This window comes from Collinsella stercoris DSM 13279, assembly GCF_020735465.1.
GTDB classification, from domain to species: Bacteria; Actinomycetota; Coriobacteriia; order Coriobacteriales; family Coriobacteriaceae; genus Collinsella; species Collinsella stercoris.
In genome coordinates this window covers 2,297,375-2,317,467 of sequence record NZ_CP085935.1, presented here as the reverse complement: position 1 = coordinate 2,317,467, position 20,093 = coordinate 2,297,375, and the positions used below count along the sequence as shown (strand labels likewise).

14 protein-coding genes are annotated in these 20,093 nt (G+C 63.7%); 2 read left to right on the top strand and 12 right to left on the bottom strand.

The genetic code is table 11. The annotated features are described in order from the left end of the window. Positions 1 to 35: 35 nt before the first annotated feature. The 7 genes from LK434_RS09810 to trhA all read right to left on the bottom strand — a co-directional run bounded on the left by LK434_RS09810 (position 36) and on the right by trhA (position 7,288). A complete protein-coding gene (locus LK434_RS09810) occupies positions 36 to 1,487 on the bottom strand; it encodes a polysaccharide deacetylase family protein (RefSeq protein WP_227917743.1) in 1,452 nt (483 codons plus the stop codon). Between the two features lie 9 nt (positions 1,488 to 1,496). Beyond that, complete coding sequence (locus LK434_RS09805; protein WP_006720672.1) at positions 1,497 to 2,891, bottom strand: polysaccharide deacetylase family protein; 1,395 nt, start codon at positions 2,889 to 2,891, stop codon at positions 1,497 to 1,499. Positions 2,892 to 2,908: 17 nt separating this feature from the next. Further along, on the bottom strand, positions 2,909 to 3,721 hold the full coding sequence (locus tag LK434_RS09800; protein WP_006720671.1) for a PRC-barrel domain-containing protein: 813 nt from the start codon (positions 3,719 to 3,721) through the stop codon (positions 2,909 to 2,911). Between the two features lie 22 nt (positions 3,722 to 3,743). Then, positions 3,744 to 4,124: a YtxH domain-containing protein gene (locus tag LK434_RS09795; RefSeq protein WP_006720670.1), complete on the bottom strand. Its 381-nt coding sequence runs from the start codon at positions 4,122 to 4,124 to the stop codon at positions 3,744 to 3,746. 91 nt (positions 4,125 to 4,215) lie between these two features. Then, a complete protein-coding gene (locus tag LK434_RS09790) occupies positions 4,216 to 4,860 on the bottom strand; it encodes a hypothetical protein (protein ID WP_006720669.1) in 645 nt (214 codons plus the stop codon). A 45-nt stretch (positions 4,861 to 4,905) separates the two neighbouring features. Beyond that, positions 4,906 to 6,360 (bottom strand): hemolysin family protein, encoded by a 1,455-nt coding sequence (locus LK434_RS09785; RefSeq protein ID WP_006720668.1) that lies wholly within the window; start codon positions 6,358 to 6,360, stop codon positions 4,906 to 4,908. Between the two features lie 103 nt (positions 6,361 to 6,463). Then, positions 6,464 to 7,288 carry a PAQR family membrane homeostasis protein TrhA gene (trhA, locus tag LK434_RS09780; protein WP_227917742.1) on the bottom strand — a complete coding sequence of 275 codons (825 nt, stop codon included), beginning with the start codon at positions 7,286 to 7,288 and terminating at the stop codon, positions 6,464 to 6,466. 315 nt (positions 7,289 to 7,603) lie between these two features. Between trhA and LK434_RS09775 the strand changes: the two genes are divergently transcribed. Together LK434_RS09775 and LK434_RS09770 are read left to right on the top strand one after the other, a co-directional pair. Then, positions 7,604 to 8,281 carry a DUF3990 domain-containing protein gene (locus tag LK434_RS09775; protein WP_006720665.1) on the top strand — a complete coding sequence of 226 codons (678 nt, stop codon included), beginning with the start codon at positions 7,604 to 7,606 and terminating at the stop codon, positions 8,279 to 8,281. After that, a complete protein-coding gene (locus LK434_RS09770) occupies positions 8,262 to 8,900 on the top strand; it encodes a helix-turn-helix domain-containing protein (RefSeq protein WP_006720664.1) in 639 nt (212 codons plus the stop codon). The genes LK434_RS09775 and LK434_RS09770 overlap by 20 nt, the downstream gene beginning before the upstream one ends. A gap of 191 nt (positions 8,901 to 9,091) precedes the next feature. Here the strand turns inward: LK434_RS09770 and LK434_RS09765 are convergent, their stop codons facing one another. From LK434_RS09765 to LK434_RS09745, 5 genes are all read right to left on the bottom strand, one after another. Further along, entirely contained in the window at positions 9,092 to 10,297 is a 1,206-nt protein-coding gene (locus LK434_RS09765; RefSeq protein ID WP_006720663.1) for a DUF362 domain-containing protein, read from the bottom strand. A 165-nt stretch (positions 10,298 to 10,462) separates the two neighbouring features. Continuing rightward, positions 10,463 to 15,565, bottom strand: coding sequence for a beta-N-acetylglucosaminidase domain-containing protein (locus LK434_RS09760; RefSeq protein ID WP_006720662.1), 5,103 nt, complete (start codon positions 15,563 to 15,565; stop codon positions 10,463 to 10,465). Between the two features lie 206 nt (positions 15,566 to 15,771). Then, positions 15,772 to 17,355, bottom strand: a complete 1,584-nt coding sequence (locus LK434_RS09755) for a Mur ligase family protein (protein ID WP_040361062.1) — start codon at positions 17,353 to 17,355, stop codon at positions 15,772 to 15,774. A gap of 237 nt (positions 17,356 to 17,592) precedes the next feature. Continuing rightward, a complete protein-coding gene (gene asnB, locus LK434_RS09750; protein ID WP_006720660.1) occupies positions 17,593 to 19,455 on the bottom strand; it encodes an asparagine synthase (glutamine-hydrolyzing) in 1,863 nt (620 codons plus the stop codon). Between the two features lie 139 nt (positions 19,456 to 19,594). Then, complete coding sequence (locus LK434_RS09745) at positions 19,595 to 20,092, bottom strand: 4Fe-4S dicluster domain-containing protein (RefSeq protein ID WP_040360877.1); 498 nt, start codon at positions 20,090 to 20,092, stop codon at positions 19,595 to 19,597. Between the last annotated feature and the right edge of the window lies 1 nt (position 20,093).

The following is a 20,093-nucleotide window of genomic DNA, read 5'->3' as shown; positions in this document are numbered from 1 at the left end:
TCATAGCTGGAAGACTGTGTAGCAGGCGCGTCCTGCTAGACGGCGGACATCGCGGCGTCCTCGGGCATCTTGACGGTGCCCTTGACCACGTCCTCGGGGAACGTGCCGTCGAGCCTCATGAGCTCGCTCACGGTCACGAGCCCGCAACCGGCGTCGTGCAGGCCGTCGATGATCCCAGGGAGGGCCTCGATGTTCTGCTGGCGGTTGCCGCCGCCGTCATGCATGAGCGCGATGGCGCCGTTGAATGCCTTCTTGAGGACCGTCTCGGTGATCACACCCGGTCCCGGGAGCTTCCAGTCGAGCGCGTCGATGTTCCACAGCACGTTGCAGCTCACCAGGTCGCCGGAGCCTGCCCATTCGGTGGCGGTGAACGCGCCGTAGAGGGCGCGGATCATCTGCGGGCGCACGCCCGAGGCGTTCTGCAGCGCGTCGAAGGCGGTTGAGATCTCGGCGCGGAGCTCATCGGCGCCGACGGTGGACAGGTTCTTATGGGCGTTCGTGTGGCTCGCGAGCTCATGGCCGCCGTCGACCACCGCCTTGACGAGCGCGGGGCTGCCCCCGGCGCTCGTGCCCAAGTTGAAGAAGGTCGCCTTAGCGCCCTTTTGCGCGAGGATGTCGAGGATGGCCTGCGTGTACTGGCTCGGGCCGTCGTCGAACGTGAGGGCCATATACTTCTTCGACCCGCTGGGTTGGGCGTTCTTGGAGCCGATGATGAGGTCCTGGGGCTCCTCGATGAAGCCCTTGTCCACCACCTCGCCGGACTGCTCGCCCGTCCAGACGCCCTGTTTGCCGGCACGGCCCCACTGCTTGACGTACTGGATCGCCCCACCCGCCTCCATCTGGAGGCCGGGGGCGATGGGCTCGGCCGCTTCGACATAGGGCTCGGTCACGTCGACGCCGTCGGATACGGCGAGCACATCGCCCTCCGCGACCTCGGTCTCGGCGAACTTGGACGGCTCCAGCGGCGCGGCCCGCTCGCCTTCTCCCAGCGTGACGGAGCAGCGCTCGCCGCCGTCCTCCTTGAGCACGTTGCCGCCAACCGAGAACAGGCGGCCGAGCTTGACGTCGAAGTAGTTGTTGCCCTTGAGGACGTCCTCGACGGACGAATGGATGCGCGCCCGGACTTCCTCGCCGTTGACCATGACGGGGACGCTGCGCCAAAAGGTGAAGTACCCGTACGCGAGGCCGGCGAGCAGCGCCACGCCGGCGAACGCCGCGAGGACGGCCTTGAGCGGAGCGGAGCCCGCGACGGCCGAGGTCTGCGTGGAGCGTATATGCCTTGGGTAGGAGCTCGCGGGCTGCACTGTGGCCGGACGGGCGGCCTCCGCGCGCGTGCAGGCGCTGCGCGTCGCGGCAAGGCGGGGAGCCGACCCCTGACGAGGCGCAGCCGCGCCGGGCGCCGCGCTCGAGCGGGGCGTCACGGTGGCCCGCGGCGTCGAGACGCGGCAGGCCTTGGCGGAGTAGCGGCCCTGGTTGTTTGTCTTCATGCGTCCTTGCTATTCGGACAACTCGGAATCGGGCTGTTCCTCCAGCTTGGGCAGGGAGGCGCCTTTGGGCAGCCCGACGTTATTCACATCAATCAGATCTCGCAGGTCCTTATCGGCGGCAATGAGCTCCGATAAGGTGACTAAACTATAACCATTTTCGCGGAGACGGTCGATGAGCTGGGGCAACGCCTCCACCGTTTGCGCGGCGGTCGCGTCGTTATCGGTCAGCAGCACGATGTCGCCGTTGCTCACCGACCCCACCACGGTATCGACCACCGAGGTCGCGCCCTGCAACAGCCAGTCGCCGGAGTCGACGCTCCACGTGATCACCGCGCTTACCAGATCCATCGCATCGGCCCAGTTCTGGTTGGAGAACGCGGCGAACGGTGGACGGAGGAGCGTCGGCGTCGTGTTCGCGGCATCCTCGACCGCCGCGAACGCCTGCGTCAGCTGATCGCGCACGTGGGACGCGTCCAACTCAGTCAGGTCCGTGTCCGAATATGCATTGACGCCGAGCTCGTTACCCGATGCCGCGATGGCGCGCACCGCGGCGGCGTTCGAGGAGACCTTGTCGCCCTCCACAAAAAACGTCGCGCGGGCGTCCTTTTCCCGCAAGATCTGCACGATCTGCTCCGTCTGGGCGCTCGGCCCCTCGTCAAAGGTGAGGGCGACGTACTTGGCGTCCTTTTTGCTCGGCAGGACGGAGGTGCAGGTGACCACCGCGTTCACCGGCTCCTTGACAACGCCCTTGTCGACGACCATACCCGTTTCGCGGCCCGTCCACACCTCGGAGCGACCCGCCTGCCCCCACGTCTCGACATAGGCGACAGGGCCCGTTCCCTCCACGGTCAGGGTGGGCTGGATCTCGGTGGCGGCGACGTCGTGCTCCTCGAAGACGTTCTCGCCGTCCTTGATGGTCAGCTCCTCCCCGCCCTCGAGCTCAACAGATGCCGCCTTTTCTGCAGAAAGGCTCTCGCCGTCGAGCTCCGCGGTATATGCGGTGCCCGCGCCCTTTTTGAGCACGCTGCCGTCCACGGCAAGCAGGTCGCCCGCGCTCGGCTCGAGCCCTTGGTCGGCGATCACGCGCTCTATATTGGAATGGATCCGGACCTTTGCGGCCTCCCCGTTCAGCGTGATCTCAACGCTGCGGTTGGCATACCAAACGATGCTCGCCACAAAGAGCAAAAACGCGCATCCCACGATGATCAGCGCGTAGGTCTTGCGGTCGTTGCCACCGCAGCCGCGCCCGGAGCGCCTCCTGCCGCCAAACCCCTGCGACCTGCGCAGGTACTGAGCGCCCTTGCGGCGCTGCTGGCGACGGCGGCCGCTTGGCAGCTGGTTGCCCGGGTTCTTGCGATACCGCGGTCTTGCGTTGGTGGAATAGGAGGTGATGTGGTTAGGCAATGGTTCTCCCGTCCCGATTATTTCTTCTTGGTGCTCGGCGCCTTCTTCTTTGCGGTCGACGACGTACCCGCCGCTTTTTTGTACTCGCTCACAAAGGAGCCGAACATGCCCTTGGTCTTGCCGAGCTGCTTTCCCAGCGCCTTGGAGCCCTTGTCGAGCGCCTTGGAGCCCTTGTCGTCCAAGATGGCGGCGCCCTTTTTGACCTGGACCTTGGCCTTGGCGCCCACCTCGGACGCCTTGGCGGCGGCATGGACGCTCACCTCGGCAGCTTTAGCCGCGGCCCCTCCCGAGAACGCGAGGTCGAGCGCCTCTTCGCTCACGACCATAGCGCCGTCGCGATACCCCTTGAGCATGCGCGGCGGCATCTCGCGATGCCCCACGAGCGCGTTCGACGCCCCGCCCTCGGTGAGGATAAAGGAGAGTACCTCGCCCGTCCGACCGTTGAAGTCGACGTCGGCGCAATAGCCGACCGGCTTGCCGGAGGTGGTGCGAACATCCATGCCCGTCCAGATGAGGCATGCGTCCAAATCGATGCCCAAGCGCTTTGCCGCCGGCGCGTCGAACGCGGCGCGGTCGTCCTTGGCGACCATGATGTCACCGCTCACGCCGATGGCGTCGTAGGCGATAAAGCGATCGGGCTGCTTAACCATGCCGGCGATGTCCGGCAGGCGCAGCATAAAACCCACTACCCGCGTGCCCTCGGGCGAGAACACCGGGTAGTGGACCTTACCGATCTTTTTGGGGTCGCGCGGCGTACCGTCTTTTTTGACCCGTTTGTCTGGTGCGGGGAGCTTGTAGAGCTTGATGCCCGCAAAATCACCGGCAAGCATGCGTTTGCGTGTAGGCCAAGCGCTACGCCTGGGCCGCACCCGCGGCGGCGTCGGGGGCGACGGTCTCGACCACGACGTCGGCGGCGGGGGTGACGGTGCCGGCGCTCACGGCGTCGTTCAGCTGCTCGCGAAGCTGATCCATGCGCTCGCGAGCAAGATCGACCTTGGCGCGCAGCTCATCGGTGGCCGCATCGACCGTGGGGCCAAAGTCGTCCATCGCCGCGCGCGCCTGGTCGACGCCCCGCTCGTACATATCGCGCGCGGAATCCCATGCGTCATTGGCCATGTCGGCGGCCATGGCGCGCGTCTCAGACCCGGAGCGGGGCGCGTACAGCACGCCCAGCACCACGCCGGCGGCGGCGCCCACTGCGGCGCCTGCGACAAAACTCATACCCTTGCCCATGTCTACTCCTTCATTGGACGAAACGTCCGTGCCAAACCATTCGTTGGTGACTCATTATACCCGCCGACGTGCAAAAGGGACCCGTCCCCTTTTACGCGTCCGCTGCCGCCCCGCCATACACGACACCGGAGGCATCGTGCGGCTGGACAACCGCGCCCTCGGTATCGATGACATCGTGCGCATACGGGGCGTCCTGGACATCCGCGGCGACCTCGGCGTCGGTGGGAACGGCGTCAGCGCCATCCCCCTCATCCCCAGTGCCACGCAGGTTGCGCACCAGGCTCGTGAGCGCGGCGACGGTTCCCGCAAAATCCGGCGGCGTCTGGTCGTGATGCAAAAACGCCCAGTTCATCATGAACGACGCCGAGGAGAGCGCGCCGATCGCCAGGGCGTCATCGGGGCATGAGACCTCGACGTCGAACAGGCGGTCATCACCCATCACGTTGCGCGTGCGACCGGTGGAGACGGAGCCCGCGAGACCCGTCTCGTTCATGATCTCGACGGTGAGGTGCTCGAGCAGATGGGCGAGCTCGGTGTGGCCCATGCAATCCTGGAACTTAGAGCCCGCATCGCCCAGGCACAGGTGCTCGGCGATGGCGGGAGCCAGGTAATACACGCGCGCGGTGGCCTCAACGTCCTCGGACGTCATGAGTGGCATGCCGGGATTGACGAGCACGCGCGCGGTGAGCTTTTTGGGCCCCACCGTGACCTTGAGAATGTTAAACAGATCGGCCATGGCCGCTCCTTTCGTATCTGCTGCCCTCGTCCAGCGCGTGCCGGGTTATTCGCCCTCGCCCGCGGTGCGGGATGGCGTCAAATCCTCCGGCGCGATGTCCGCCCCGGCCCGAACCGAGCGAACCAGCGCGGCGTTCTCGCGCTCATGCTCGCGGGCCGCGTGCTCGTCCTGCTCCGCACTGCGCTCCGCTTGCGCCTCGGCGGCGAGATCCTCCTCGGAGGGCGCGATCACGCGCACGAGCGAGATGCGCTGGCCGCGCATGGACTGCACCTTGAACTTGTACCCGTCCGCCTCGAAAACCTCACCGATGTCCGGCAGGGAATCGCAAAGGTCCAAAATCCATCCCGCGATGGTCTCGTACTCGTCGCTCTCCTCGATGGGCCAGCCGAGCTCGATGGCGTCGTCGCAGGGGAACCGACCGTCCACGAGCCACTCGCGGCGCGACAGGCGCGTGAGGTACTTGTTGTCGGGGTCGAACTCGTCCTCGATCTCGCCCACGATCTCCTCGACGATGTCCTCGATGGTGATGATACCGGCCGTGCCGCCGTACTCGTCCACCACCACGACGATCTGGTCGTGCGCCGTCTGCATCTCGGAAAGCAGCGGCAGGATGTCCTTGGTGTCGGGGATGAAGGTCGCGTCGCGCATGAAATCGGACACGGGGCGCTCGCCCTCGCCGTTCATGGCAGGAACGATGAGGTCCTTGATGTGCGCGATGCCCACCACGGAGTCCTGATCCTCGTGGAACACCGGGACGCGCGAGTAGCCCGTCTGGCACAGCAGGTCCATGACCTCGGTGACCGTTTGGATGTCCTCGACCATGGTCACGTCCACGCGCGGCACCATGACCTCGCGCGCGGAGGCGTCGCCTAGGTCGAACACCTCGTGGATGATGCGCTTTTCCTCGTCAAGCAGGGTGTCCTGCTCGTTGATCATGTACTTGATCTCCTCTTCGGAGACGTTTTGACGGTCGTCGCCGCTCTTGATGCGCAGCAGCGCGGCGAGGCCGTTGGCCGAGGCCTGCGTGAGCCACACGAGGGGGCGGGCGATCTTTTGGAACACCGTGAGCGGATGCGCCACGCGCTTGGCCATGCCCTCGGCGTCGGCCAGGGCGATGCGCTTGGGCACGAGCTCGCCCACCACGATGGAGAGATAGGACACGATGAGCGTGATGATCACCGGGGCGAGGGCGGGAGCCGCCGCCGTGAGCGGGGCGATGCCAAAGCCCGAGAGCCATTGCGCGAGCGGGTCGGACAGGTTGGTGGACGCGACGGCCGACGAGGCGAAGCCGACAAGCGTGATGGCGACCTGGATGGTAGCGAGGAAGTTGCCGGAGTCCGACGCAAGCTCGGCGGCGCGGGCGGCGCGGCGGTCGCCTTCTTCCGCCTCGTGGTCGAGCACGGCGCGCTTGGCCGTGGTGAGCGCCATCTCCGACATGGAGAAATAGCCGTTGATGACGGTGAGCACGAGCGTGGTGATGATACTGATGGTGATGTCCATAGGGACGGTTTCAAACCTCCTGGTACGAAGCGGCAAAATGCGATGTGTCATTTGGGGTCAGACCCCAAATGACCCCAAATGACACATCGGCTGGATGCAGGGCCTAGATCACAAAGAGGACCACCGCCAGGAATTGCAGGGCACTGCCGGCGAGCACCCACACATGGAAGATGCTGTGCATATAGCGAATCTTCTTGAGCACGTAAAACGCCGTGCCGGCGGTGTAGCACAGCCCGCCCGCGGCGAGCAGGATGAGCGCCGTGGGATGCAGCAGCTCGAGCAGCTGCGGCAGGCGAAAGACCACGAGCCAACCCATGACCAGGTACACCGCGATGGTGAGCCAACGCGACTGGCGCTGGCGCATAAAGACCTCGAACAGGATGCCCGCCACGGCGAGCGCCCACACGGCGATGCACAGCGGAATGCCGCCCGCGTCCGCGAGCGTGATGAGGCAAAACGGCGTGTAGGTGCCGGCGATGAGCACGTAGATGCAGCTATGGTCGATGATGCGGAACACGCGCTTGGCGGCGGGCACCGCGATGGCGTGGTAGAGCGTGGAGGCGAGATACTCCAAGATGAGTGCGATGCCAAAGATGATGGCGCTGGCAAGCGAGGCGGGGTGGGCTCCCGCAACGGCCGCCTTGACGATCATGACGATGAGCGCCGCAACCGCGAGCCCCGCGCCGATGCCATGCGTGACGGCGTTGGCGATCTCCTCACCAAGCGTATACTGCGGGCGCTGGCGATCGCGCACCGCGCGGGCCGCGGCCTTGACCGGAGCCGCCGCCGTGGCGACGGCCGTGCGCGCGCTCGAACCCACCGCCTGCAGCAGGCGCTGGGCGCGCGTCGCCGCATCGGCGCGCACTATGGGAACAGGGGCAGCCGCAACGTCAGGTCGCGGCGTTGGACTGTCACTCGAGTCAGGCATGTCTTTCGGCTCATCCTCCAAAATCGATACACTGCTCAATACTATAGCAGATGCGTGCACTGCGGTCGCATCCAGTCCACTCACTCTTCCGCCCGTCCTCCCCTCCAGACGACCGACACTCGTCTCCAACCTTCCGGCGGATGGCCGGAGACCCGACGGCCCGCGCACCTCCGACTGCCAACCGGCAGCACGCCTGACCAATACCCCTCGACCAAGCTCTTCCGCCGCGCGACTTGGTTCCACAGACCGGCCCTTTACTATGTCCTCTCCATCGATATTGGGTATACTCCCAAAGGAGTATAGAATGGAGCAGGCATGGGAAAACGTGTTTTTCACGGATCAAGTCACATCGTCGAGCGCCCTATCTTTGGCGGAGGCCGGACGCACAACGACTACGGTCCCGGGTTTTACTGCACCGAGCAGCTCTGCATGGCACAGGAATGGGCTGTTGACATCGCGCGAGACGGATTCGCCAACGTATATGACATCGATCTCGCGGGACTCAGCATCCTGCACCTCAACAGCGATGAATACTCGACGCTCGGCTGGCTTGCCGTCCTCCTGGAAAACCGCGAGTTCGATGTTCCCTCCCCGCTGACATTCGAGGCACGTGAGTACCTTCTTGCGAACTTCCTGCCCGCCTACCGCGACTACGACATCATTACCGGATACCGCGCGGACGACAGCTATTTTTCCTTTGCGCAGGACTTCATCAACGGAACCATCTCCCTACGCCAGTTGCAACATGCCATGCACCTGGGGAAACTCGGGAGTCAATTTGTCATCAAGAGCCAGCGGGCGTTTGAGCGCCTCACGATTATTGAGGCGAAGGAGGCCCGTGCTATCGACTGGTATGGGAAAAAGCAGGTGCGGGACCAAACCGCCCGTCGCGATTACCTCGACCTTTCGCGCAACAAACGTAAGAAGGGCGACATCTACGTGCTCCAGATCATAGATGAGGGGATGAAGCCCGGTGATCCACGCCTACGATGAGGCCTATCTCGGCATCGCACGCACATCGCTCGGCCGAGCCTTCGACTACGCGGCCCACTGCGAAAACATGGATCTCTCGCAATTCTGCCGGTTGTTTTTGAGCACGGGGATCGCATCGAAGTTCGAGCGTGGAGATGTGCGAACCATCGCAGGTCAATCGGGCGTCGAACTCGCCCGCAGCGTACTCGCGAGCACAATCGGCGACGGGGCCGTCATGGCACGCTACACCGCAAGTCGAAGTCCCGAATACTGGGCAGGATGGGCGCTCGCGCACTACCAGTGGAGCAAGGCGCTTCCGTTCGCGACCGTTTTGGAGGGCGTGCCCATCACCTCAATCGTGAGCATGTACCCCGCGTACCATGAAATGGATCTTGAACATTTTGTCGCGCGCATGGATGAACTCATGGGCGCAAACACCCCCGCCTCGCGACTTAAGAAGTACCGAACGTCCGCCGGACTGTCGCAGAGCCAACTCGCCGCGCTTTCGGGAGTGCCAGTTCGAAGCATCCAACAATATGAACAAGGTCAAAAACGCGTCAATCGCGCGAGCTTCGAGACAGTGCTGAGGCTCGCCCAGGCCGTGGGTGCGCCCGACCCGCGCGCGCTGCTCGATGTATGACCCAGACAAGCAGGGCCACGCGCCGCCGCAAACATGGCAGCATCGAGCTCTCCGAGTTTTCAATCACGTCTGCATCTCAAGCCAATTGATATAGGAATGCCTCCCATTTTTGGACTTTTGTCTCCACGTCCAAGAAATGGGAGGTGGTTCACGCGCGAAAATACGATGCCCGCGCGGAATAGGCCACGGCCCTACTTGACCTCGATCAGCTCATACTCGCTGGTACCCAGGCCGATCTTCTCGCCGTGCTCGATCATGGAGCGCCAGTTGGTGTCCGGATGGGTCATGTTGAAGTGGTCGTGCTGGCAGCGCTCGGGAACGCCGCCCGCCGCTTCGAACTTGTCGCGCATCTCGGTGAGCTCGGTGTCCGGCATCGCCGGGGCCTTAATCGCCATATCGATGCACGCCTGGTCGATGGCAACCGGGTCGAAGCTCGCGAACATGCCGAGGTCGGGCACGATGGGCGTGTCGTTCTCGCCGTGGCAGTCGCAGTTGGGGCTGATGTCGATGGCAAGCGAGATGTGGAACTGCGGGCGGTCCTGGACGATCGCCTTGGTGTACTCGGCGATCTTGCAGTTGAGAACATCGGCCGCGGCATCGTAATCCGCCTCGATGGCGTCCTGGTTGCACGCGCCGATGCAGCGGCCGCAGCCCACGCAGCGCTCATGGTCGATGCTCGCCACCGGGGTCGTGACCGTCTGCCCGTTCTTGAGCACGCGCTCGCGCGTGCCGGCAAAACCCACCGCGCCATGGGCGCAAATGCGCTCGCAGGCATGGCAGCCCACGCAGCGGCTCGCGTCCACGCTGGGCTTGCCCGATGCGTGCTGCTCCATCTTGCCCGCGCGGCTGCCGCCGCCCATGCCCAGGTTCTTCATGCAGCCGCCGAAGCCCGCCTGCTCATGGCCCTTGAAATGCGTGAGCGAGATCACGATGTCGGCGTCCATGAGGGCGTGGCCGATCTTGGCCTCCTGCACGTACTCGCCGCCCCGCACCGGCACGAGCGTCTCGTCGGTGCCCTTGAGGCCGTCGGCGATGATCACCTGGCAGCCGGTTGCATACGGGGTGAAGCCGTTTTGGTACGCGCAGTCAATGTGCTCGAGCGCGTTCTTGCGGCTGCCCACGTACAGCGTGTTGCAGTCGGTCAAGAACGGCATGCCGCCGAGCTCCTTGACCACGTCCGCGACCGCACGGGCGTAGTTGGGGCGCAAAAAGCTCAGGTTGCCCAGCTCGCCAAAGTGGATCTTGATGGCGACGAACTTGTTCTCGAAGTCGATCTGCTCAATGCCCGCACGGCGGATGAGGCGCTTGAGCTTGTCGATCTGGCTCTCGCGCCCGTGCGTGCGCAAGTTGGTGTAGTACACCTTGGCGGGAACGGCGGCGGTGGTCTCGGTGGCCATACAACCCCTCTCGGTCAACGTCTCGTTACCACCGTATGGTACGCCCTCAAGCCCGCTCCAACGCAAGAAACCTCCCACCCCCTCGCTTTGCTTGGGGAGTGGGAGGTTTCGCTCAGGTGCATACCCTAGCCCTGCGCCCAGAAGACGCCGGCAGAGGCAGGCTCCTTACTTTCGCTTGCGCGATGCCGCAAAGGCACCGGAAGCCGTGACAACGCCACCGGCGACAAGCGCGACTGCGGAGAGCAGCGTGGACGGGTCTCCCGTCTGCGGCAGGCCACCGTTGGGCTTGTTGCCGCCATTGGCGCCGCCGTTGCCCTGGTTGCCGTTACCGCTCTGGTTGCCGTTACCACCCTGGTTGCCGTCGCCGTTGTTGCCGCCGTCACCGACGAGCACGAGACCGTCAAGCGCGGCCTTCAGGTTGGCCACGAGCTGCTCGCCCTCGGCCTGCGACAGGTTGTCGCCCTTCTCCAAACCGGCTTGGGCGGCTGCGAGCGCATCTTGATACGCCTTCCAGCTGCTTGCCGTGTACTTGGAACCGTCGGTGAGCGCACCCTGAACCAGCTCAGAGAGCTCGGTGCCGGTGTACTTGAGAACCGGGCTGTTCAGCGCGGTCTCGATCGCGGACTTGAGGTCCTCGACCTGGTCGGCGGTCAGGCTCTCAGGGTACTTGAGGGCCTCCTCAGCCTGGGAGATCGCCGCGTTGAGCGCATCCTTGGAGTCGGTCGTCCAAGTGCTGGTGTCCTGCTTCTTGGCAGTATCAATCAGCGCCTGAAGCTCTGCGAGCGCATCGGAGTCGACGCCGGTCAGCGCGCCGAGGAGGTAAACCTCGGCAATCTGGGGCTCGGTGCCCTCGGACCACTCGAATATGATGTCCTTCACCGCGGTGTACTCGGCAAGTGCGCGACCGTTGTCCTTGAGCTTGCCGAAGCTGAACTCCTTGAGGACCTTGTTGTCGACGCCCAGCTCGACCGTCTCGGTCTTGCTGTACGTGTCATCGGTGTACAGAACCGCCTTGACCGTCACGTTGCTCGGCTTGCCATGAGAGACGATGCGAACGCCCTGGCACGGAGTTCCGTCTGCCTTAAGCGGGGCAGACACGTGGTAGACGAGCGAACCGGCCTTGGAACCCTGAGGAGCCCACGGGGTGAGCAGGTTCTTGTCGATCAGGTTCTGCGGGGTCTTGCCCTGCTGCTCCGTCACTGTGGACTCGAAGTCGCCACCGGCGTAGGTGGAGACGTACGCGCCCTTGTTGATGCGCAGCTCGCCGATCTCGACCCAGCGGTCGGGATATGCCTTGGTGAAGCGGATGCGCAGATAACGTCCGGTCAAATCAAGGCCCTTGGCCTCGATGAACATATTGCCGGGAGTCTCGCTGGAGTGCGTGAGCCAGCCAGCCTCTTTTGCCGTCGCCTGCGTGCCGGGGTCTTGGATGGCGCCCTTGCTGTTGATGTCGAGCACGAGCTTCCAGTCCTTATCGGCCGCATCGGGCGTATCGGCGATCTCGACAACCGCGTTGCGGATGAAGTCGAGGCTCGCCTCGGGCACGAAGTACTCGAAGGAGTTGATCGTGCGCGTCTGGCCCAGATCGATCACCACGGTGCTGCCCTCGGCGGGAGCGCCGGAGGACTTGGTGGCCGTGGTCACATTCCCATCGAACATCTTGGAAACGTCAAGGGTCTGGTTGCCCGGCAGCCCGCTCTTGACCATGTTCGGGGAGAGCGAGAACAGGTAGGTGCCCTCAAGGGCCTTGAAGGTCACGGTCGCGTTGTCGCCCGTGGCGCGGAAGCCCACGTAGCGGGCGCGCTCCACGTTCGACTTGTCGGACTTCACCCACTCAAGGCCGTTTTGCGAGCACACGAGCTCAGCGTTCACGAGCTTCTGCCCGTCAAGGTTCGCCAGTTTGATGTCGCGGCGCACGGAGCCCAGGTCGATTGCGATGACATCGCCCTTCTTGGCGAGCGTCACGGCACCGTCGGTTGTCTTGAAGGCGCCATCGCCCACGCGGGCCGTAAGGTCCACGTTAGCAAGGTCGAAGTTGGCGTAGAGATTGTCCTTGGTGTAGGAGAACTTCTCGAAAGCCTGGAGCTCGAAGAGCTGGAACCAATTGGCAGTGCCCTGGGTTGCCACGACCTTGATACCGGTGGCCTCGACACGGTCGAAGGCAACCGTTTGGTCTGCCGCACCGCTGAGCGTGGCGAGCTCGGTCCAGTTGCCGTTTTGGCTGGGGGTCTTATCGGTGGTGTAGTAGAGCTTTGACTTGGTGAAGCAGTCCGAAGCGCCCTGGAGCATGCGCACCGTGTCGATGTACTTGCTCTCGCCGAAGTTCAGCATCACCCAGTCGTTGGCCTGCGTGGCACGGCTGCTCCAGAACTGCGTCGAGTCGTTGCCGTCAATGGCGCGCTCGATCTTGTTCGTCTGGTACACGGGCATGTTGGTGGTGATAGCCTGCGTGGCCGCGGACTTGCCGTAGGTCGCATGCAGGTCAACCACACGCCACCAGACCTCCTTGGCCTGGTCGTTCACGACCTTGATGGCCTTGGCCTCCACCAGGGAGGACAGCTTGATGGTCTGGTTCTTGTCGCTCGTGACATCGCCGGCCTTGTGCCATGCGCCATCGGTGCCCTGCCAGTACGCGGAGCCCTTGTCGATGACATCGGAGGAATTGCCGCCCTGCTTGAACACGATGGCGTCGATGGTCTTGGGCGTGTCGAAGGTCACAATCACGGCGGCGTCCTTCACGGTGCCGTCGTGCTTGCCCTCGCCCGCGCGCTTCTCGGTAAACCACGCCTCGGTGTTGTCCTTGGCGTCGGAGGCATTCTGCAGGGGCTTGGAGGTGTCTGCCGACTCCTGCTTGGCAAGCGTCACCGTACCGGTGAACGTGCTGGAGGTCTCAATCTCCTGGTTGACCATGATCTCGTTGATGGTCGGCCATGCGTCGAGCTTGTTGGCGCGAACGGCCACCAGGCGCACGCCCTCGACCTGCTTCAGGCCAAGATCGGCGACCGTGACGGTGCTCGTGGTGTACTCCTGGGCGTTCGGGACGTCCTTCCACTCCCCGTCCTTGAAGTACTGGACCTTGCTGCAGTCGAAGAAGTTCTTGCCGCTACCCTGAACGAACGTCACCGTGTCGAGGTCGAACGGCTTGGTCTGCGTCATGCCAAAGTAATCGCCTTGGGCAACCTTGTTCGGGTCGCGGTACTCGGCGCCCGTGGTGGGATCGCCGTCAAAAACGGCATCCTTGCTGCCAACGGGAGTGTCGGTGCGGTTGGTCACCAGCTTGGTCACCACTGCGTCCGGGTCGGCGGCAAGCGTCGCCTTCTCGGCCACGTAGTCGTTCAGCGCATTGACCGTGGGCGTGATATACGCCTTGCCCACGCGGGCCTTCTCGTAGTGGTTGATGTACCACAGCTCGTGGTTGTTCGCCTGATCGAAGGCGGAAGTGCCCTCGGCGAACAGGGTGATCAACTCGTTGTTGTCGCCGCTGATGGACGCCTTGACCGCGTTCAGCTCGGTGATCGCCGCGCGGGTAAGATCATCGAACGTAGCGATCCAGGGCTCCATCTGCTTGAGCATGGCAGGAGTACCGGCGCTCTCGCGGAACACCTTGGCATCGTTTTTGATCTGCTCGAAGATGGCGATCATCTTGTCGCAATCGTCGGCAGTCACGGTATCGGCGGTGAGCTTGGAACGGAACGCATTGAGCTCGTCCTTGATCTCCGCAGACTCGCCGTTCTCCCACGTGGCACCGCCGCCGTACATGCGCTTCATGTGATTGGACAGGCTGCGCAGGGCGTTGGAGCCCTCGGTGGCGATCGGGGAGTTGTGGTCAACGTAGCTGAAGGACTTCTCCCAAGTGTCGTTGGCGTGAGCCTCGGACTCCCACAGGTTCCAGGTGAAGTCGGCGTTCATGAAGATGCCCTGCTTCGAGGGCTCGGACTGCTGCATCGGGTTGATAACGACACCCTTAACCTGGCCCGGCTTGAGGTCGGAGCCCAGGAAGTTGTTGTGGCCGCCCATGTGCAGGGCGTCCTTGTCGTTATCGGAGCAGGGCCAGTTGATCCACATGAACGGCGCGACACCGGAGTTCTTCTGGAACGCCGAGGCGAACTTGTTGTCGATCTTGCCCCACACGCGGCCGCCGGTGTTGATGACCTGAACGTTCGAAGGCAGCTGCTTGTACCATGCCTCGCCCTGGCCCATGTAGTTGACCGGGCAGAAAATGAGCGTGTCCTTAAGGCCGGGGTACTTGAGCGTGCCGTCGGAATTCTTGGCCTTCTGCTGCTCACGCAGCCAGTTGGTCATCTCATTGCAGAGCTTGATGTAAAGATCGTTGCCCTGGTTGGCGGCATCGTCCGCCAAGATGGCGATCTGGCGAACGCCGTGATCCATAACCTGGGTGAACTTCGCCTTGAGGGTCTTGACGGACTCCGCGTAGTTGGCGTTCGTGATGGGATTGCTCATGAACGGATGCAGCGCGAAGACGAAGCGGCACTTGGACTCGTTGCCCGCCTTGGCGAGCGGCTCGATCTTGCTCGTAAGCTCCTCGTCGGTATAAAGCTCGCGCCACTTGGCGTTGTGCTTGGGATCGTCCTTGGGAGCGTAGAAGTAGGCGTTCAGCTTGTAGTGACCGCCCCAACGCATGAGCTCAACGCGGTCCTCGGTGCTCCAGGGGTTGCCGTAGTAGCCCTCGATGAAGCCACGGGTGATGACGTCGGCGTAGTCGCATGCGGTGAACGCGCGCAGCGTATCGCCCTCGACCTGCTGGAAGATCTGGTACAGCGTGGTCAGGCCGTAGAACGCGGCATCGGTGTCCTTGCCCAGCACGATAATCTTGCCCTCGTCCGGCACAGAGGCCAGCAGGTAGGCGTCGGTCTTGCCGAACAGGTCGTCGGTCAAGGAAAGCTTGTTCTCCTTGACGAGCTTGTCGACATACGTATCGACAGCGCCCTTGGAGCCCCTGACACCTACGAGCACCGCGGTGCCCTTGCCCTGGGGAACGGTCTCACTCGCCGTGGCTGCAATGCCCTTGAGCTTGAGCGTCTCGTCCAAGCGGGCCCTGGTCTCGGCATCAATGCCGGACTCCACGACCGTTGTGGCCTTCTTCTCTAGTTTCACCTCCCCCTTTGCGTACGAGATAGCTTGCGGCGTGGGGTAGATCTGATAGTCTCCCTCGGCCGCTCGCGCCACGCTCGGTGCACCGAACATGCACAAGCATGCCAGCGCGAGCGAGGCGAACGCGCAGATGCGCGCTCTAAGCCTTTGCGTCATACCGCCTCCTTTTCTAATAGAACCCCGCACCGCCAAGCGGCACGGGGTATCGGCAGATGCGGTGCAACTTTCGCGCATGGCGCGAGCGGATTGACCGTCATTTCGGTAAGCGGCGACCGTTAATCGGCGTTTAAATCACAAACCCCCTATGTATGTGTGCATATCCATCGACTGCACACAACTGGAGCGAGCGGCAAAGCGTGCCCCTATCGGAGAAGAACCTCCCGGGCGATAGCCAAATCGCTCTTGACCTCGGGATACTCGTCGCCGCGATGCATCGTCTCTTCATCGCCCTTGGCGAGCAGCAGGACGACCGACGGCTCCCCGCACGCGAGGGCGCGCTCCAGCACCGTGCGCACCGCCTCCTCACGGTCAAGGATGACCTCGTGGGAAACGCCGGCAGGCGTGTTCTTTACCAGCTCGGCGCAGATGTCCTCCACGCGGTCGTGGGCCGGGTCCTCCTCGGTGTACACCAGATGGTCGGCATAGGCGCCCGCCACGCGGGGCAGGGCCTCGCGGCGCTCCTGCGCCTTGCCGCCGGGGGCGCCGAACAGCGCCACCACGCGACGGTCGGGGTACTCCGCCTTCACGGATTTGAAGAGCGTCTCAAAGGAGAGCTCGTTGTGCGCGTAGTCCACGATAGCAAGCACGTGCCCGTCGGCAGAGGACACGAGCTCCATGCGGCCGGGCACGCGAATCTGCGCCAGGCCCGCGCGAATGGCATCGTAGCCCACGCCGAGTAGGCGGGCCATGGAGATGGCCGCCAGGGCATTGTCCACGTTGAACAGGCCGGGCATGCCCAGCTCGATGTGCTCCTCGCACGCGATCTCGCCCTCGGCGGCGCGTTCGCGCACGGTGAACGCCAGACCTCCCGTAGGCAGCTGCGTCACGCCGGACGCGATGAAAAGCGGCTCGACGGGCCACACCTTGCCGCCATGGGAGCCCTCCCCCGCATGCTCGACCGCGAACGTCGCCACGCACGGCGCGGACTTGGCCGCCTGCAGCACGCGATCCACGTGATCTGTGGCAAGATTCACCACCGCGACCTCGCACTGGTTGAAGATTCGCAGCTTGGAGGCAAAGTAATCCTCGAAGTCCGGATGCTCCACGCCGGAGATGTGGTCGCGCCCGATATTCAGGAAGCAGCCGATCTCAAACGGCAAGCCCAGCACGCGATCGTACTTGAGGCCCTGGCTCGAGACCTCCATCACCATGGTGCGACGGCCGGCGTCAACGGTGTTGCGCAAATGACGCCACAGGTCGGGAGCCTCGGGCGTGGTGTTGTGGCTCTCGTAACGCACCTTGCCGTCATCCGTCTCAATGGAACCCAAGATAGACGGCTCCTGCCCAGCCGCCACAAGGATGGAGCGCAGCATGTAGGCGACCGTCGATTTACCCTTGGTGCCGGTGATGCCCACCACGTGCAGCTGGTCCTCCGGGTGGCGATAGATCACCGGAGCCACCAGCGCCATGGCGCGGCGCACGTCGGACACCACAAGCGCGGGCGTCACCGCGGCGGCGGCCACGAGCTCGGAAGGAATGCTCAGCCCCTCGCCCACGCCCTCGCACAGGTAGGCTGCGGCGCCCGCCGCAACGGCGCTCTCCAAGAACGCCGGGCGAAAACCCGCGCCCTTGCACACGAACAGGTTGCGCGGAGCGACCTCGCGCGAATCGATGGCCATGCCGTCCACGCAGGCGGCCCCATCGCCGAACACGCGAGCCTCCACGTCGGATGCGTGCAGCACGTCGACCAGGTCGAACAAGGTCAGGGGCTTCTTCTCTTCGGGCATATGCACTCCAAGCATCTCCTCTTGAGGCAACGTTGAGCCGAATGCGCCCTCCCCGGGCGCCATCTCCTCGGCCATCGCCTGCCCCTTTTATATACAACGGGCAGGCGAACGTACTCGCGCTGCCCGTTGCATTCGTTCTTCCTGCGCCCCCGCATCATACCGGAATGCAAAAGGGCGTCTTGGGCATCGCGGCCCCGCCTCGGCGAACCCGCGCCGGAGCCGCAGCGCGCTACGCCGCTACGCCGCCACCGCCGCGTCCTCATCGATGAAGTAGCGCTTGTACCAGATGAGGAACGTGAGCGCGGTGTAGATCTTGCGCTGGTTGAGCGCGCGGCCCTCAAAATGGTCGTCGAGCATCTGCATGAGCTTGGACGTGTCGAAGAACTCCTCGGCCCACGGGGCGGTGAAGTACTCCTTCACGTAGTCGTAGTATTTCTGCTCGCGCAGCCAGAACTTGAGCGGGACCGGGAAGCCCTTCTTGGGGCGCGTGGCCCATTCGTCGGGCAGAACACGGTTGGCGGCGTGGCGCACCACCTGCTTGTTGCCGTTCTCGTTCACACGGAAGCGCGCGGGGATATGCTCGGCAAACTCCATGACTTGCTTGTCCAGGAAGGGCACGCGCAGCTCGAGCGAATGCGCCATGCACATCTTGTCGGCCTTGAGCAGGATGTCACCGGGCAGCCACATGTTCATGTCGAGATACTGGCGCTTGGACAGGTCGCAGCAGTCCTGCACGCGGTCGTACACCGGTGCGCACAACTCGAACGCGTCGGGGCCGCCGGCGTACTCGGGCCTCACGATGTCGTCGATCTCGTCGGGACGGTACACGAAGGCCTGGCCCGTGAACCACTTCTCGGGCATCTCCGCCGCCTTGAGCAGGAAGTTCCTGCCCTTGAAGTACGGCTTATCGGCCACGAAGTTCCCCAGGGCGCGACGGATGCCGCGAGGGACCACGCGCTTGAAGCGAGCCAACGACGGCACATCCTCATAATAGGCGTACCCCGCGAACAACTCGTCGGCGCCCTCACCGGAGAGCACGACCGTCACCTGCTCAGCCGCAAGCTGGGCCAAGAACCACAGGGGGACGCTCGACAGGTTGCTCTGCGGCTCGTCCATGTGGTACTGAATCTGCGGTAGCACCTCGAAGAACTCGTCGGCCGTCACCATCTTGCGGTAATTCTCGATGCCGAGCTTGTCGGACAGCTCCTTGGCGTAATTCGTCTCGTTGAAGTCCTTGTAGTCAAAGCCCACCGAGAACGTCTTGTCGGGCATGAGGCACGCGGCGATATAACTGGAATCCACGCCCCCGGAGAGGAACGAACCGACCTTGACGTCGGCGATGCGGTGCGCGGCAACGCTCTCGTGGACCACCTCGTCGCATTCCTCCACGTACTCGTCGAACGTCTTGGAATTGTCGTCCGAGAAATCGGCATCCCAGTAGCGGCGCACGTCCATGCGCGCCGCGGCGATGTCGTAGGTGAAGCAGTGTGCCGCCGGCAACTTGAAGACGCCGGCGAAGAAGGTCTCGTCGGTCGCGGGGAACTGCATGGTGAGATACGGACGCAGCGCCTGCTTGTTCACGGCCTTCTTGAAATGCGGATGCTCGAGGAAGCTCTTGATCTCGGAGCCAAACAGCAAGTCGTCCTCGTCGGACTGGTAGTAGTAGAACGGCTTGATGCCGAAGATGTCACGCGCGCCAAAGAGCTTGCCAGAGCGCATGTCGTGCACCACGAAGCCGTACATACCGCGCAGGCGCTCGACCAGGCCCTCTCCCCACTCCTCATAGCCGTGCACGAGAACCTCGGTGTCGGCATCGCAGTGGAAGGTGTGGCCGGCGGCCTCCAACTCGGCGCGGAGCTCCTGGAAGTTGTAGATCTCGCCGTTGAAGACGACGAAGACGGAGCCGTCCTCGTTGCCCATAGGCTGGGCGCCAGCCTCGGTGAGGTCGAGAATGGACAGGCGGCGGAAACCCAGCGCCACGCCATCTTTGATATGGGTTCCGCCCATGTCGGGACCGCGGTGGACAATGCGATCCATCATTGCCTTGAGAACGCGCTCGTCGTTCTCAACATGGCCGGTAAAACCTACGAATCCGCACATGGACAAACCTTTCTTGCGCAGTTTCCTTAGCAAAAATCACGTATGTCCAAAATTGTATAACGAAGGGCGGGCCGCAACCCGCCCTTCAATAAAACAGCGTTGTCAGTGTAAACGATGTGCAAAAGAGGGACTGCCCCTTTTACACATCCGCCCTCGTGGCTTCCTTGGCGGCCTTGCGTGCACGGGCGGCGGCGACACGCGCCTCCTGCTCGGGCGTGAGCCGCACCTTCTTGCGAGCGGGCTTCTCCGCCCCGGCACCAGACGCGCCTTCACCCGTGGCGGGCTTCTCCTCAACAGGCTTGTGCAGCGTGGTCACTGCCAGGTCCGTCGTGGCGGGAGCGCACGAGGTGCCCATGGACAGACAGCTCTTGGGGCACTCGCGCGTGCAGCTCGCGCACTGGATGCAACGGTACTGGTCGATGCTCCACGTGCCGCCCTTGCGATCGACCGCGATGGCGCCAACCGGACACGCACGCTGGCACATGCCGCACAGGATGCACGTGTCCATGTCGCATTCCACGTGGCCGCGCATATGCTCGTAGGACATGGCGGGCACCTGCTCGGCAGGATACTGCACCGTTGCCGGCTTGCCGAACAACGAGCGCAGGGTCATTTTTCCCAGCTTGAAGCTACCCACG